This is a genomic window from Anoxybacillus sp. EFIL, from assembly GCF_013096955.1.
Lineage (GTDB): Bacteria > Bacillota > Bacilli > Bacillales > Anoxybacillaceae > Anoxybacillus > Anoxybacillus ayderensis.
Genome location: NZ_SDLH01000008.1, coordinates 58,631 through 74,186 on the forward strand (window position 1 = coordinate 58,631; position 15,556 = coordinate 74,186).

Here is a 15,556-nt window from a genome sequence, read left to right on the forward strand (position 1 = left end):
AGAAAAAATTGTTAAATATGTGTTGAACGAGGGGGAAGAAACTGGGCATAACATATGTTCAGTTCTATTTTTTATTGTTCACATATTAACTATAATGGATAATATGAAGCGAAAGAAGATGACATGGCCGCGTCATAATGGATCATATATGAATACATTATAGTAAAAAAATGATTGGGGAGAAGAAAGGTGGAAGATGTTGTACTTCAACATGCGGAACAGTTGAAGCATTGGGAAGAAAAACAAGAAGAGATTTTACAAGAATTAATTCAAAACCAACAAAAAATTCATCAGCAAAACGATTTATATTATAACGAAAAAGAAGAGGCGCGCATTATTGAACGATATTATGAGCATATTCATGATCAAACGGACGGAACGTTTTTATTTCGAGCATATCACGATTTAATCAAGCGGACACATATACGCCGCATCCCTTATTTTCTAAGCAAAGATTACTATTTGTACACATGGGTTGATTTGCAGCCGGATGGAACAGTAAAAAGTATTTATTCAGGAAAAAAGAAAGATCCGCGCACGGTTATTTTACAAGACTATGAGACGATTCAAAAGCGATATGAACAATTTATTCAACTTGTGAAAAAAGCAAAAAAAGGTGAACTCGATCTTGAACAAAAGATGAAAATGGTCGATCGACAATTCAAATTTAATGCCGAGCATGTCGTTCCGCAATCTTGGTTTGGGGCGAAAGAGCCGATGAAAGGAGATTTGCATCACTTATTCGTTTGTGAACCACGTTGTAATTCGATCCGTTCGAATTTTCCTTATGCAGATTTTCCATTTTATGAACCAGAGTCCCCTTATGAAATGGTTCAAAATGACTGTGGAGTAGCATACGGAGAATATTTTGAGCCTGAACACGGAAAAGGGGCGGTGGCGCGAGCGATGTTGTATTTCCTCGTTCGTTATCCGCGAGCGATCAAACAACCGTTTATTGATCAAATAAACATTTCGTTGCTTATTCAATGGCATAAACAGTTTCCTGTTACAATGTATGAAAAACATCGTAACGCGGCTATTTTTCGTATTCAAGGAAATCGCAATCCGTTCATAGATAAACCGTATCTTGTTGACCAACTTCATTTTTTCATTGGACGTAAAAGTGGTTAGGCGTTCGCACACATCCCACTCTTTTTCATATGCTGTATTACAGTTTATGAAAAGGGGAAGACGCTGCCATCTGCGGTGTCAGCCCATTTGAATTAGCAAGACGAAATGTTGTGCCAGTTATTATCGGGTTAACTGTAACGACAGTGGTTGCGATGTTTCTTATTTAGTTATAAAGAGTGTCTCCAACGAGGCACTCTTTTTTCTATGTTATAAAAAGTAACGTATAAATAAAAATTTTCAAAAAAATGTTGCATTTCTATCTCTTTGTGTAATATATTATAACCATAAATGTTATAAAAAATGACATAAAGGAGAGATGAGAATGAATGAAGTACAGTTGAGTTTGGCGCTTGATTCGCTTTGGGTCATGTTAGGAGCTATTTTAGTCATTGGGATGCAAGTCGGATTTGCTTTGTTAGAAGCTGGTTCGACACGGATGAAAAACGCTGGTCATGTCGCCGGAAAACAAATATTAAGTTTTGCGATTGCCTCACTTGCATTTTGGGCAGCAGGTTTCGCCATTACATTTGGAAAAGGAAATGGATTCATTGGTACAGAAGGATGGTTTTTGAAGGAAGGAACAGAAACGTTCTCCTCACTTTCATGGGCGAATGTGCCACTTGAGTTAAAATTTTTATTCCAGCTTGCTTTTGTTGGGGTATCTTTAGCGATTGCGTGGGGAGGATTCGCTGAACGAGCGAAATTATCTGTTTACTTTATTTTCGGAACGATTTTTACCGTCGCTATTTACCCTGTCATCGGTCATTGGGTATGGGGAGGTGGCTGGCTTGGTGAAATGGGAATGCAAGATTTTGCAGGTTCAACAGTTGTTCATTTACAAGGCGCGATTGCCGCATTAGTCGCAACGTTGCTACTAGGGCCACGAATTGGAAAATTCAACAAAGATGGGACACCTAACTACATTCCAGGCCATAACCAAGTATATACCGTTATTGGTGGCTTCGTCTTATGGGTTGGTTGGTTTGGATTTAATGCAGGAAGTACAATGGGAACAGCAGATGGATTTTTCGGTTATGTTGCGTTAACAACAAATATTGCAGCAGCAGCTGGAGCGATCGCTTCGATTTTGACAGCAAAATGGCTTGTTGGGAAAGCGGATATTCCTGCGATGGTCAACGGCGTATTAGCCGCACTCGTTGCGATTACAGCAGCATGCGCGTTCGTTGAGCCGTGGGCGGCAGCAGTTATTGGTGCTGTTGCGGGGTCATTTACATTTTGGACGTCTGTATATTTTGAACGAAAAGGTATTGACGATCCGATTTACGCATTTTCTGTTCATGGGATAGCCGGCATTGTTGGAACGATTTCAACTGGCTTTTTCGCTTCGCCACGCCTTGTAGAAAAAACAGGAATTGGAAAACCGGGGTTGTTTTATGGCGGAGGAGTGGATCAGCTTCTTGTTCAAACGATTGGTGTTTTAGGTGCAGCAGTGTATGTGGCGGTTGTTTCGTTTATAATCTTATATGCTTTGAAAAAGACGATCGGTTTGCGAGTGACACCTGATCAAGAAATTTCTGGACTTGATATTAGTGAGCATGGTTCATACGGGTATCCAGAACATTTAGACCCGACTTATCAACAACCACCAACCGTTGTTTCATCTCGTTCGTTATGAAAATGGTGATCGTATGAATGCTTTGAACTCAATTGTCGCTCGGGCGGAACAATGTAGCGATACAGCACAACTAAAGCAACTTCATGATGAAGTTGCTTTTCTCCTCTCTTCTTTTTCATTTTCTTTTTACGATATATTTGATGTATACGATGCGCTTTGTATGTGTCACGATGCGTTAATGAAACAAGCGTTGTTGTTAGCTGAACGAGAAGTTGATCGACAAGGAATCGGCAAAAAACCTTCTTCTTTTTGTTGGTTTGTGATGGGAAGCAGCGGACGAAAGGAACCAACCGTTTGGACTGATCAAGATAACGGTGTGATTTTTTCATGCTTGCATAGCGAAAAAGACGATTGTTATGTATATATGCGTGAGTATGCGCGCCTCGGCGTTCTTTATTTAAACAAAATCGGTTATCCATATTGTCCCGGTTATGTGATGGCGACAAACGAAAGATGGTTAAAGGAAGTTGAAGAATGGAACGAACAAGTTGAAAAATATGTAACAAACGAACATATAGATGATATTCGCTATTTATCTATGTTAGCTGATATGCGTCCGATTTATGGGGAATATGCACTTGCTAATCAGCTGAAAACGACATTATATAAAAAGATTGCGGCGACTTTTTCTTTGCGCAATCGAATGATTGATAGCGTTCGTATTCCTTTTGTGCCGATTGGACCTTTTGGACGGGTGTACGTCGAACGTTGGGGAGAGAAAAGCGGCATGATTGATATAAAACAAGGAGGATATGTTCAGCTCAATCATGTGTTGAAATGGGTTGCTGTTCAAAAACAATTTGTTCATGCTTATTCAACATTTGAGCGGTTAACGCGTTGGTATGATGAACACGGCTGCTCGCAACAGCAGTTTGAACGTATCGAAAAAGCGCTTCAGACGTTTTTGTATTTTCGCTTACGATGTTCGTTAGAAGAGAGCGATTTGTCGATCCAACATTTATCAAAAGAAGAAAAACAACGATTAAAAAAAGCGATGATAGTAGCAAAAAAAATGCAACGTCATGCAAGGAAGTGGGTGTAATTGATGGAGCGACCGTTTCAATGGATTAACCGCGTATTATCGCTTGGCCTTCGGTATGATCAAGCAACAGCGGTCGGTCCAGCTTTTCAACAAGAGGCATGGATTCGAAAAATGATGAAAGAAGCAAAGAAACATACGTATTCGCTCGAAACGCCGCTTTCTGACGTGACGTTTATTTTATTAGATACAGAGACGACAGGTTTTTCCCCTCAAAGAGGAGATGAAATTTTTTCACTTGCGGCTTTAAAAACAAAAAAAGGTGAAGCGTTTGACTTGTATTGTTCTCACTTTCGCCCAAAGCGTCCGATTCCAGAGCACGTCGTCGCACTTACAGGCATAACAAATGACGATGTGGTATGCGCGCCTTCGCTTGAAGAGGAGATTCATCATGTCCTTTCTTTTTTAAATGGCAGTATTTTAATCGGTTATCATATTCAGCACGACGTTGCATTTTTAAATGAATTTTTATCACGAAACTATCGGATCGTTTTGCAGCAAACAGCGATCGAAATGAGGAGAATAATGGAATGTATATATCACTATTCATTTCCAACACTCGATGATGCATTATCATTTTACCATTTATCCCCTATTGATCGTCATACGGCGAAAGGAGATGTGATGAGTTTATTTGAGATTTGGAAGCGAGTTTTTGTAGACTTGCAACGGTTGAAAATCGACACGCTACATGATTTATATGCGTTACTTAGTCAACGTTCATAAACGAATGTTGACTTTTTTTACGAAAAATTATACAATTTCATTAACTTATATGAACATATATTCATATATTGAAAGAGGGGAGAACGAGTGAAAGAGTTATATGAGCCGTTAGATGAAGAAACGCTTTTCATCGTATCACAAACATTTAAAGCGTTAAGTGACCCGACACGTATTCGTATTTTACATTTACTTTCATCTGGTGAGTTTTCAGTAACGGAGATCGCGAATCGATTGTCACTTTTACAATCGACCGTATCTCATCAGCTCCGTTTTTTAAAAAATTTACGCCTTGTGAAATATCGAAGAGAGGGCACGACGTTATATTATTCGTATGACGATGAGCATGTGTTGCACATTCTTGAACAAACGATACGTCATGCGCGTGATCATTAGGGGGGGAGTCAAGTGAAGGAGTATCAAGTGAAAGGGTTGACATGCGCAAATTGCGCTCGAGCATTAGAAGAACAAATTCAGTCGCTTCCATATGGAGAAGGAGCAACATTAAGCTACAATAGCGGAAAATTACGTGTGAATGAACGCGTGAATTTAGAAAAAGTACGTGCGATTTTGGCGACAGATGGGGCATATATGGTAGAAGATGAGAAGTCACAAAGAAAACGAAATCCTCTTCTTTATCTCGTTGGCACATCTATTTTCCTTTTTGTCATGGCCTTTTTACTTGAACGATTTACCGGTAACGAAGTCGTCAGCATTTATATCATTGCGACAGCGCTCAGTGGATATAAAACGTTTATCAAAGGGCTGAAAAACATCGTTCGTTTTCGTTTCAATATGGATACGTTAATGACAATTGCACTCATTGGAGCGTTTGGCATTGGCGAATGGAAAGAAGCGACGGTTGTTGCCATTTTATTTGGTATAAATGAGTATTTAGAAGGATTAGGCATGGAACGGGCGCGGCGATCGCTTGATATGTTGCTGAAACAAGTACCAAAAGAAGCGATTGTCATATGTAACGGGCAAACGCGTGTCGTTTCGATTGATTCGTTACAAGTGGGAGATGTTGTGCTCGTTCGTCCCGGTGAAAAAATTCCATCAGACGGCGTTGTTATTCAAGGGAAAAGTTCTGTCAACGAAGCAGCGATTACAGGTGAATCGATGCCGATCGAAAAGGAGACAGGAATGAGTGTGTATGGCGGAAGTGTAAATAACGAAGGGATGTTACACGTCCAAATTACAAAACAATATAAAGATAGTTCTTTATCCAAAATATTACATCTCGTACAAGAAGCACAAGAAACAAAAACACCGCTTGAATTGTTCATCCAACGTTTTGCCAAATACTATACGCCATTCATTATGGTTGTTGCGTTATTCGTGATGACGATTCCACCTTTATCGTTTGGGGTACCTTGGCACGATGCCTTATATCAAGGTTTAGCCGTTTTAATTGTCGGTTGTCCGTGCGCCCTTATTTTATCTTCACCGATCGCATTGTTAGCTGGTATGGCGCGTAATGCGAGAAAAGGAGTGTTAGTGAAAGGGGGCGTTCATTTAGAGACGCTCGGACGTGTACGTACGATTGCTTTTGATAAAACAGGGACAATTACAAAAGGAAAACCGCATGTCACGGATGTCATTGCATATATTGACGAAAATGAACTGCTTCGTATTGCTGCATCGTTAGAAAGTGCGTCTTCCCATCCACTCGCACAAGCGATTGTCCAAAAAGCAAAGCAGCATGATATTTCATATAAACAGCCAGAACAAATGGAGACGAGAACAGGAAGTGGAATAGAAGGGAAAATAGATGGGAAGCGTTATCGTATTGGAAATGAACGAATGTTTGACCAACAGGATTTGTCCGAACAAATTCAAAAAGATGCGGAAAAGTTAAAAAGTGAAGGTAAGACGATCGTTTTTCTAGCGGATGAACAACATGTACTCGGCTTATTCGGTATTGCTGATGAAGTGCGTGAAGAGAGCAAAGAAGTGATGAAACAGCTACATCGTATCGGTATTCGTCGTACAGTGATGTTAACGGGAGACCACGAGAAAACCGCGCAACAAGTAGCAAAGCAAGTAGGAGTGACAGACGTATTCGCCCAGCTTGTTCCTGAACAAAAAGTGGAAAAAATAAAACAGTTAATGAAAGACGATATCGTAGCAATGGTAGGGGATGGAATGAACGATGCGCCAGCACTTGCTCATGCGCATGTCGGAATTGCTATGGGGAAAGGAACAGATAGCGCAATCGAAACAGCGGATGTTGTTTTGATGCAAGATCATCTAGGGAATTTGCCAGAAGCGATCGCTATCGCTCGACGAGTGAATCGCACGATTCGTTTAAATATTGCAGTAGCACTCGGATTAAAAGCGATGGCGCTACTATTAACCATTCCAGGTTGGCTAACGTTATGGATCGCGATTTTATCCGATATGGGTGCAACGATTTTTGTTAGTGTACTAAGCTTATTGATTTTATGGGAGAAGCGCACAAGGTAAGATTGTGCGCTTTTCTAAAAAAAGGATATTATTCAGAAATATTAGAAACGTTGTTGATTTTTTCACCGTTTTTAGTGAAAATGAAGATAGAACTTTAACAACAAAGAGGATGAATAAGATGATGCAAGCAATCGCTGTCATTGCCCCAAATGGAAAAATTTTAGGAGCAGATGAACATTTTTTTCAACATTTTTATCATCGTGAGGTTGATCGCGGGCTGTTAGAAAAGTTTATACAAGAAGCTGAAAATGGGCGCACGGTTTCGTATGCCGTCATAAAACAAAAAAATGGACAAAACGATGTATATGTACAAGCAACAGCTTTATATAACAAAGAAGGAAACTTACAGGCGGTTGTTGCGACATATCAATATGAACCGTTTATCGATATGCGTCTTACTTCTTCGATCGCTTCACTTGCATCTGAATTTACGTTTATTTTATCAGCAGAAGGCGAGATTACGTACGTTTCGCCGACGGCTCAATATGTGTTGAAGTGCACAGAAGAAGTGTGTAGCCATGAATTATTTTCTTTTGTTCATCATGAAGACATACCGCTTTTGATGGAAAAGTTACATACGATTTATGCGACAAAAGAAAAAGAGACGACAATTGACTGTCGTTGGCGGACGGATGAAGGGCATTTTATATGGATTCATATGCATGCCCACCCGTTGTTAAATGAAAAAAATGAAATTGAACACGTCATTGTTGTTGCAAAAGATATTACAAAGTGGAAATGTTGCGAGGAAGCACTTGCGAAATTAAAACATTTCGATTCGTTAACCGACATTCCGAATCGCTTTTATTTTGAATCGTATGTACAACATATGATTCAACAAAAGCGACCGTTTGCATTATGTTATATTGATTTTGACAAAATTAAATGGATTAACGATCGCTTTTCGTATCAGGCTGGAGACTTCTTTTTGCAAGAAGCTGTTCGTCGCATTCAGCAACATTTGCAACAAGAAGACTTTTTTGCTCGCATCGGTGGCGATGAGTTTGCAATCGTGCTACACGATGTGAATAAAGAAACGATTGTTACGCGGCTGGAACATTTGCTTCAATCGTTTGTAGAACCATTCCGATATAAAGAGCATGTCATTCAATCTAGCCTTTCTGTTGGGGTGACGTTTTTTCCGCAAGACGGTATGGATTTAGACACACTGTTAAAACAAGCGGATCAAGCGCTCTGTTACGCAAAAGAGAGAGGGAAAGGTTATCATTTTTACCATCCTCAGCAAAATCGAAAAACAATGATTGAACAAGAGCTACCGATTGCGTTGTTAAACAATCAATTTTATTTATGTTACCAACCGAAAGTGTCGCTAGATAATGAAGCGATTATGGGAGTTGAGGCGCTCATGCGCTGGACGCATCCAACGCTTGGAGCGATCTCACCACTAGAGTTTATTCCGATCGCAGAGAAAAATGGATTTATTTTTGAAATTACAACATGGGTGTTAAAAGAAGCGTGTCGACAAGTAAAACAATGGCAAACCCATTTTCCGACGCTAAAGCTCGCGGTGAACTTATCACCATTTTTACTGAATCGAAAAGAATTTGTGATGCATGTAAAAAATATTTTGCAAGATACACAGTTTCCACCAAACTATTTAATTTTAGAAATCACAGAAAGTGGACTAATGGAAAATATCGAGACCGGGAGACATATTTTAACAGAGTTAAAACAGATCGGAATTCAAGTAGCAATTGACGATTTCGGTACCGGTTTTTCATCGCTTGCTTACATTCGCAACTTACCCGTTTCATTATTAAAAATCGACCGCTCATTCATTCGTGACATCACGGATAATTCAAAAGATGCTACAATCGTTGATACGATTATTCATTTAGCGAAAAGTTTAGATTTACAAGTACTTGCCGAAGGGGTAGAACGCGACGATCAAGTATCTTTGTTACAAAAAATGGATTGTGATTTTGCGCAAGGGTTTTATTTTAGTCAATCGTTAGAAGCGGAGAAGTTACTACAATGGCTTGAACAGCATAATCAATCGAAAGAGGCGCTTCATTAGTGCCTCTTTTCACGTTTTGTTCACATATATTTTCTTTTTTCTTCACAAATTTACATTAGTGTAGATGTATAAATGATAAGAACGAGGAATGAATAGACATGCGTAGCTTATTTTTTTTGCTTATACCGATCGTTACACTTTTGTTTGCAGAAACTGCATATGGACAAACGATTGAAGTACATAAACAGTTGCAACAGGCCATTGATGAAGCGCATGCCGGTGATGTATTAGTCGTCAAACGTGGAGTATACGAAGGTCCGATTATTATTCATAAGCCGATTCATTTGATTGCTGAGCCCGGAGCGGTAGTTGATGGGGATGGAAGTGAATATGTCGTAACTATTCGTGCACCCCATGTTTACATAGAAGGGCTCACGATTCGTAGAAGTGCATACGGGAAAGGAGCAGGTGTACAAATTAAAGAAAGTTCACATGTGACGTTGAAAAACGTACGTATTGAAGATGTGCATTATGGTGTTTACGTAGAAAAAGGAACAAATATTCATCTCGTAAACAATGTTATGCGTGGTCGAGATGTTCACTTTGCTCAACGTGGCAACGGCATTCACTTATTGAAGACAAAACATGTCGTTATACGTCAAAATGATATTTCGCGTGTGCAAGATGGCGTGTATTTGGATGGAGCTGAACATACGACGATCGAGAAAAATAAAGTAACAAATGCGCGCTATGCGATTCATTTTATGTATGCAGAGGATGGAATAGCAAAAGAGAACGTGCTGATGGAAAATATTAATGGAATCATGATGATGATGTCAAAACGATTTACGATCGAACAAAATACGATTGCCAAACAATTAGACTACCGTGGATACGGAGCGCTCATTTATGATAGTGAACATGTTGTGATGCATAACAATACGTTACTTTATAATAGCACAGCGTTATCATTACAAAACGGACGTCATTGTACTATAAAAGCAAATGAATTCATTGGAAATTATCGTGCTCTGCATAGTTTATATGAAAATGACAATACGATTGTTGTTGAAAATAAATTTTTAGGAAATATGGAAGACGCATTGATTCAAGGTGCGCCCATTGCATTTGATGATGGGGAAAAAGGGAACTATTGGGATACTTACCGGTTTTACGACTTGAACGATGATGGAATTGGGGATGCCCCGCATCGTATTCGTTCGATGTATAGTCGACTGTTACGACAATGGCCAAGCGTGCAATTTTATTTTCAAAGTCCTGCGCTAGCGCTTCTTGATACAACGGAGTCATTTTTTACACAAGCACAGGCGCAAGGAGAAGACCGTTTTCCGTTTATGGAAGTCGATTACAATAAAAACGAAACAAACGAACGATCATGGAGACTATTGTTGTTTGGAAGCATCTTATTAGTAAGCAGTTTGTTTATGTTTGTATATGGAAGGAGAATGAAATATGAAAAAAATTGCTAGTCTTTTATTTGCATGCTTCCTTGTTGCATGTAGTGGAGAGAAAACGTATGAACCGGAAGACATTAATCCGGATATTGATGTATGCGTTGTTTGCAATATGAGTATCGTAGCGGAGCAGTATGCAACGGAAGCGATTTTGAAAGATGGAACGGTGCATAAATTTGACGATATTGGTTGCATGATTGAGTGGATGCGTAAGCAAAACAACGATGACATAGCTAAGTTATATGTTCGCGATGTGACAAATGGTGAATGGGTTGAGCTCGAGAAAGCGGTTTATGCTTATCATCCAAATTATTGGACGCCGATGAACTACGGGGTCGTTTCATTTGCGAATGAGCAACATGCGAAAGCGTACATGGAACAAGAAGGGGAAGGACAGTTATGGACGTATGAGCAACTAAAACAACACCGGTGGGGATTTGAACGATGAATACGGCGATGAAGTACCAATGGATGATGATGATTCGTAGCAAATGGCTCATGAGCTTTGCGATTTTATTTGCGATTTTATCATCAACCGTAATTGCGAGTAGCGGACACGAAATAGCGGGAGTATTTACACGTTCGACGGCGGCTTTATTAAATTTATCTCTTTTACTTGTTCCTCTTGTTGCCCTATTAGCAGGTAGTTTATTTATCGCAGGGGAAAAAGAAGACGGTCGGTTATCGCTTATATTAACATACCCGATCTCCCCTCGTTCGTTAACGTTCGGATTATATGCCGGTAGTTGTATATCATTATGGACAGTGATTGCTTTCGGATATGGAAGTGCAAGTGTTGTCCTTTTTACAACAGGAGGAACGTGGTCGACATTTTTTTTCCTTTCATTTGCATTAACGATCGTATTAACGAGCATTTTTTTAGCGATCGCTTTATTCATTGGACTTGTTGCTTCTAATCGTTTACAAGCGCTCGGTGTCAGCCTGTTTATTTGGGCATTTTTCGTTTTATTTTATGAATTTCTCACATTGGCATTATTATCGCTTGTGCCAAAACAGTTTACCATCCTACTATTCGGGTTATCTGTTATTTGTAATCCAGTTGAACTGATGCGTGTTTGGACGATAACGGCGATGAAAAGTAGCGCTCTATTTGGACCGCAACTATACGAATGGTCAAAATGGGCAGAAAGCACAAGTGGACAACTGTCATTTGTGGCGATCGCATGCGTATGGATCATTGTGCCATTATTTTTAGCGAACGTATGGATGAAACGAGGGAAACGTCATGCTTGAGGTGAGACAATTAACGAAAATATACAATGAACAAAACAAAGTAGAAAACATTTCATTTTCTGTTCAGCCAGGACAATGTTTGGCGTTATGCGGTGGTAACGGTGCTGGGAAAAGTACAATTATTAAAATGTTAATTGGACAACTCACTCCGACAAAAGGAGACATATGTGTAAACGGAAAACAAGTAAAAAAAGATGAGAAAAAATGGTTTTCCTTTATGCCCGATCATTTGCAATTTCCTCTGCTTTTAACGGGTTACGAAGTGTTATCTTTGTTCGGACGATGGCAAGGAGCAACAGCTGAGCGTGTCGAACAATGTTTACAGCTTGTTGGGTTGACGAACGATCAACATAAGCAAGTAAAGACATATTCAAAAGGAATGCAACAACGTCTTGCATTTGCGCAAGCGCTTTTAGCAGACGCGCCATTGCTTATTTTAGACGAGCCAACAAACGGTTTAGATCCGTATTGGGTATGGGAATTTAAACGACTCATTCAGATTGAAAAAGAAAAGGGAAAAGCCATTCTTTTTTCGACACATATGTTGTCGATCGTGGAAGAAATTGCAGATGCTGTTGCGTTTATTCATCAAGGACAAATGCTCGTATATGATTCGGTTTCTACACTTTGCCAAGATGGGCAATCGTTAGAGTCTATATTTTTTGCACAACTTTCACAACATATGGCATACTGAAAAAGTAAGCGAACATAGCTTACTTTTTTTCGTTTGGAGGGGGAATGTAACATGTTAAAATTATACGTCATTCGTCATGCAGAAACAGAGTGGAATGCACAACAACGCATGCAAGGATGGAAAGATTCATCTTTAACTGAAACAGGAAGAAAACATGCGACACTTTTACAGGAACGCTTACGTACTGTCCCGTTTACGGCTCTGTATTGTAGCCCGAGCGATCGAACAAAAGAAACGGCTCAAATTGTTTTAGGACAACGTGACGTACCAATGTATTTCGATGAACGCTTACGTGAAATTCATTTAGGTCATTGGGAAGGAAAAACGATTGCCGAAATTGCTCAAACAGATGAACGAAATCATTATTATTTTTATCATGAACCACATGCATACAATCCGATCGTTGGAGAAACGTTTCTTGATGTGCAACGTCGAGCTGTCGCTGCCATTCAGCATATTGCTGATACTCATTCAGAAGGTCATATTCTTGTCGTGACACATGGCGTCGTTATTCGTACGCTCCTTGTATATTGGAAACAGCAACCGCTCGCACAGTTATGGGAAAATAGCCGCGTATATGGTACGAGTGTGACTATCGTTTCGTTCGATGGAAAACAGTGGACTTTGGAATGTGAGTCAAATATTTCGCACCTTGAAGGTGAGATGATACGAGGATGAAAAAATGGTTTGTTCTTTTTGTATTCATTTTCCTTATTCACGGTTGTGTACAGCAAAATAAAGGAACGACGTTTGTTACGACAGTACAATATGTTGTTGATGGGGATACAATTAAAATAAAAAAAGATGGAGAGATTGTAACGGTTCGTCTATTAAACATTGACACGCCAGAAACGTATCGCGAAAAACAGGCGTATGGTGAAGAAGCAAAGCAATTTGCTAAAGATGTCCTTCTTCACAAAAAAGTGACGGTCGAATTAAGTGCGAAAGAACAACCGTATGATCGCTACGGTCGATTGCTTGCGTACATATGGTTGGAGGATGGAACTTTGTATCAAGAAAAAATTGTACAAGAAGGGCTGGCACGTGTTGCTTATGTGTTTGAGCCGGATGTAAAATATGCAAAAAAATTGTATAAAGCACAAGGGGAAGCAAAAAAAGCGAAAAAGCGCATTTGGAGTGTGGATGGATACGTAACAGAAGAAGGATTTAATATGAGCGTATGGTTAGATCAAGCTTCGTAAATGGGAAAAGGGCTGGATGAAACAGCCCTTTTAATGTGCTAACATGGCTTGCATATCTTCTTCTACATCGCGGATAAGTTTGAGACCGAACATATCTTGTAGGACGCTTAACACACCTTCCGAAATGAAGTGTGGTGCTTTCGGTCCAATTCGAATGTCTTGAATGCCTAAACTAAACAATCCGAGTAAGATGGCAACTGCTTTTTGTTCAAACCATGAAAGGACGATGCTAACAGGCAGTTCATTCACTTCACAGCCAAACGCTTCTGCAAGTTGTTCTATATTGAATAATGAGAAAAAATGTATTAAAATGAAAGAAAATTAAATGAGTCACACTACTAGGGGTGCCGGATGGCGATGGCTGAGAGGAAAACGCGCAATCAGTTTTCCGACCCTTTGAACCTGATCTGGTTTGTACCAGCGGAGGGAAGTAGGCTATGTTTTGTCAATGTAAACTAGTCGATTCTTTCCGACTAGTTTTTATTTTTTATAGGGGGGAATGAACGATGAATGTTGGACAATGGTTAACGCGCGTGAGAAAGGAGTCACCACTTGTACATAATATGACAAATGTGGTGGTGACCAATTTTGTTGCTAACGGTTTACTTGCGATAGGCGCATCTCCTGTCATGGCGTATGCTAAAGAAGAAGTAGCTGATATGGTGCGCTTGGCACGTGCGCTTGTATTGAATATCGGCACATTAAATGAAACAGACGTAGAAGCGATGTTGATTGCTGGAAAAGCGGCAAATGAAGCAAACGTCCCTGTTGTTTTTGATCCCGTTGGGGCGGGAGCGACAGCGTATCGCACGGAAACAGCAAGACGTATATTGAATGAAGTAAACATTTCTATTTTGCGTGGAAATGCATCAGAAATCGCAAGCGTTGCTGGAGAACAAGTACGTACAAAAGGGGTAGATGCAGGAGACGTTCAAGGTGATCTCGTGCACGTCGCTAAAAAAGTAGCACGTATGTTTCACTGTGTAGTCGTTGTAACTGGGAAAAATGATATAGTGACAGATGGAGAACACGTAACGATCGTTTCAAACGGCGATGCGATGTTGACAAAAGTAACCGGGACAGGTTGCTTATTAAGTGCAGTATTAGGCGCATTTGCTAGTGTAGGAGAAAACATGGTAGAATCATCTGTCGCTGCGCTCGCTTATTACGGTGTAGCAGCTGAAAAAGCAGCCAAACAAGCGCAAGCACCTGGTTCTTTTCAGCTTGCATTTCTGAATGCTTTATACGAAACGAGCGCAGAAGAAGTAGATGAATACGCACACATTCGAGGGGAATAAAATGATGAAACAAAAACTATCTTTATACTTTGTGATGGGGAGCGTCGATTGTACGAAAGATCCACTCGCCGTGCTTGATGAAGCGATCGAAGGTGGCATTACGATGTTTCAGTTTCGGGAAAAAGGAAAAGGGGCACTGACAGGAGTTGAAAAATATCGTTTAGCTGAGAAATTGTTTGAGCGATGTCTTGCTCACAACATTCCTTTTATTGTAAATGATGATGTTGATTTAGCGCTTGCCTTACAGGCAGATGGGGTTCATGTCGGACAAGAAGACGAGGCAGCTGAACGTGTTCGTGATCGAATAGGGGATCGCTATTTAGGGGTATCTGTGCACAACTTGAATGAAGTGAAACAAGCGCTTTCTGCTCGTGCCGATTATGTTGGCTTAGGTCCGATTTTCCCAACTGTTTCAAAAAAAGATGCAAAACAAGCATGTGGATTGGCAATGATTAAGCACATTCGCGCACATGAAAAACACGTTCCGCTTGTGGCAATCGGTGGGATTACACAACAAACAGCAAAACAAGTCATTGAGGCGGGGGCAGACGGAATCGCTGTCATTTCGGCCATTTGCCGTGCCGAACAAATTCGGGAACAAACAAAGCGGCTATATGAGATCGTGATGTGTGCAAAACAAAAAGGCGGCAGTTAATG

15 protein-coding genes, 1 pseudogene and 1 riboswitch are annotated in these 15,556 nt (G+C 40.1%); of the genes and pseudogenes, 15 read left to right on the forward strand and 1 reads right to left on the reverse strand.

The features are described 5' to 3' along the window. Nucleotides 1-189 precede the first annotated feature (189 nt). The 13 genes from ES017_RS11925 to ES017_RS11985 all read left to right on the forward strand — a co-directional run bounded on the left by ES017_RS11925 (nt 190) and on the right by ES017_RS11985 (nt 13,601). Nucleotides 190-1,131: an endonuclease I family protein gene (locus ES017_RS11925; RefSeq protein ID WP_244463837.1), complete on the forward strand. Its 942-nt coding sequence runs from the start codon at nt 190-192 to the stop codon at nt 1,129-1,131. 322 nt (nt 1,132-1,453) lie between these two features. Further along, on the forward strand, nt 1,454-2,767 hold the full coding sequence (locus ES017_RS11930; RefSeq protein WP_021094113.1) for an ammonium transporter: 1,314 nt from the start codon (nt 1,454-1,456) through the stop codon (nt 2,765-2,767). 13 nt (nt 2,768-2,780) lie between these two features. Then, nucleotides 2,781-3,809: a DUF294 nucleotidyltransferase-like domain-containing protein gene (locus ES017_RS11935; RefSeq protein WP_042894858.1), complete on the forward strand. Its 1,029-nt coding sequence runs from the start codon at nt 2,781-2,783 to the stop codon at nt 3,807-3,809. Between the two features lie 3 nt (nt 3,810-3,812). Beyond that, on the forward strand, nt 3,813-4,532 hold the full coding sequence (locus ES017_RS11940; RefSeq protein WP_021094111.1) for an exonuclease domain-containing protein: 720 nt from the start codon (nt 3,813-3,815) through the stop codon (nt 4,530-4,532). A gap of 87 nt (nt 4,533-4,619) precedes the next feature. Further along, entirely contained in the window at nt 4,620-4,925 is a 306-nt protein-coding gene (locus ES017_RS11945) for an ArsR/SmtB family transcription factor (RefSeq protein WP_021094110.1), read from the forward strand. Nucleotides 4,926-4,937: 12 nt separating this feature from the next. Continuing rightward, nucleotides 4,938-6,998 carry a heavy metal translocating P-type ATPase gene (locus ES017_RS11950; RefSeq protein WP_171335116.1) on the forward strand — a complete coding sequence of 687 codons (2,061 nt, stop codon included), beginning with the start codon at nt 4,938-4,940 and terminating at the stop codon, nt 6,996-6,998. 109 nt (nt 6,999-7,107) lie between these two features. Next, on the forward strand, nt 7,108-9,036 hold the full coding sequence (locus ES017_RS11955) for a putative bifunctional diguanylate cyclase/phosphodiesterase (RefSeq protein ID WP_035062953.1): 1,929 nt from the start codon (nt 7,108-7,110) through the stop codon (nt 9,034-9,036). Nucleotides 9,037-9,134: 98 nt separating this feature from the next. Beyond that, nucleotides 9,135-10,466, forward strand: a complete 1,332-nt coding sequence (locus tag ES017_RS11960) for a right-handed parallel beta-helix repeat-containing protein (protein ID WP_171335118.1) — start codon at nt 9,135-9,137, stop codon at nt 10,464-10,466. Further along, on the forward strand, nt 10,450-10,899 hold the full coding sequence (locus ES017_RS11965; RefSeq protein ID WP_171335119.1) for a nitrous oxide reductase accessory protein NosL: 450 nt from the start codon (nt 10,450-10,452) through the stop codon (nt 10,897-10,899). Before ES017_RS11960 ends, ES017_RS11965 begins: the two co-directional genes overlap by 17 nt. Next, complete coding sequence (locus ES017_RS11970; protein WP_171335120.1) at nt 10,896-11,705, forward strand: ABC transporter permease; 810 nt, start codon at nt 10,896-10,898, stop codon at nt 11,703-11,705. Before ES017_RS11965 ends, ES017_RS11970 begins: the two co-directional genes overlap by 4 nt. Beyond that, on the forward strand, nt 11,698-12,399 hold the full coding sequence (locus tag ES017_RS11975; RefSeq protein WP_171335122.1) for an ABC transporter ATP-binding protein: 702 nt from the start codon (nt 11,698-11,700) through the stop codon (nt 12,397-12,399). The genes ES017_RS11970 and ES017_RS11975 overlap by 8 nt, the downstream gene beginning before the upstream one ends. A 51-nt stretch (nt 12,400-12,450) precedes the next feature. Then, nucleotides 12,451-13,077, forward strand: a complete 627-nt coding sequence (locus ES017_RS11980) for a histidine phosphatase family protein (RefSeq protein ID WP_021094103.1) — start codon at nt 12,451-12,453, stop codon at nt 13,075-13,077. Continuing rightward, nucleotides 13,074-13,601, forward strand: a complete 528-nt coding sequence (locus tag ES017_RS11985; protein ID WP_171335123.1) for a thermonuclease family protein — start codon at nt 13,074-13,076, stop codon at nt 13,599-13,601. Before ES017_RS11980 ends, ES017_RS11985 begins: the two co-directional genes overlap by 4 nt. A gap of 30 nt (nt 13,602-13,631) precedes the next feature. Here the strand turns inward: ES017_RS11985 and ES017_RS11990 are convergent. Continuing rightward, nucleotides 13,632-13,874, reverse strand: a pseudogene (locus ES017_RS11990) (hydroxylamine reductase); the annotation flags it as partial. A gap of 57 nt (nt 13,875-13,931) precedes the next feature. After that, a riboswitch (TPP riboswitch) is annotated at nt 13,932-14,047 on the forward strand. Nucleotides 14,048-14,107: 60 nt separating this feature from the next. On the opposite strand from ES017_RS11990, the gene thiM reads away from it, so the two are divergent. Both thiM and thiE read left to right on the forward strand, forming a co-directional pair. After that, nucleotides 14,108-14,899 (forward strand): hydroxyethylthiazole kinase, encoded by a 792-nt coding sequence (thiM, locus tag ES017_RS11995; protein ID WP_171335125.1) that lies wholly within the window; start codon nt 14,108-14,110, stop codon nt 14,897-14,899. 1 nt (nt 14,900) lies between these two features. Beyond that, the gene (thiE, locus tag ES017_RS12000; protein ID WP_021094100.1) at nt 14,901-15,554 is read left to right on the forward strand and encodes a thiamine phosphate synthase; all 654 of its coding nucleotides are present in this window, start codon (nt 14,901-14,903) and stop codon (nt 15,552-15,554) included. Nucleotides 15,555-15,556 lie beyond the last annotated feature (2 nt).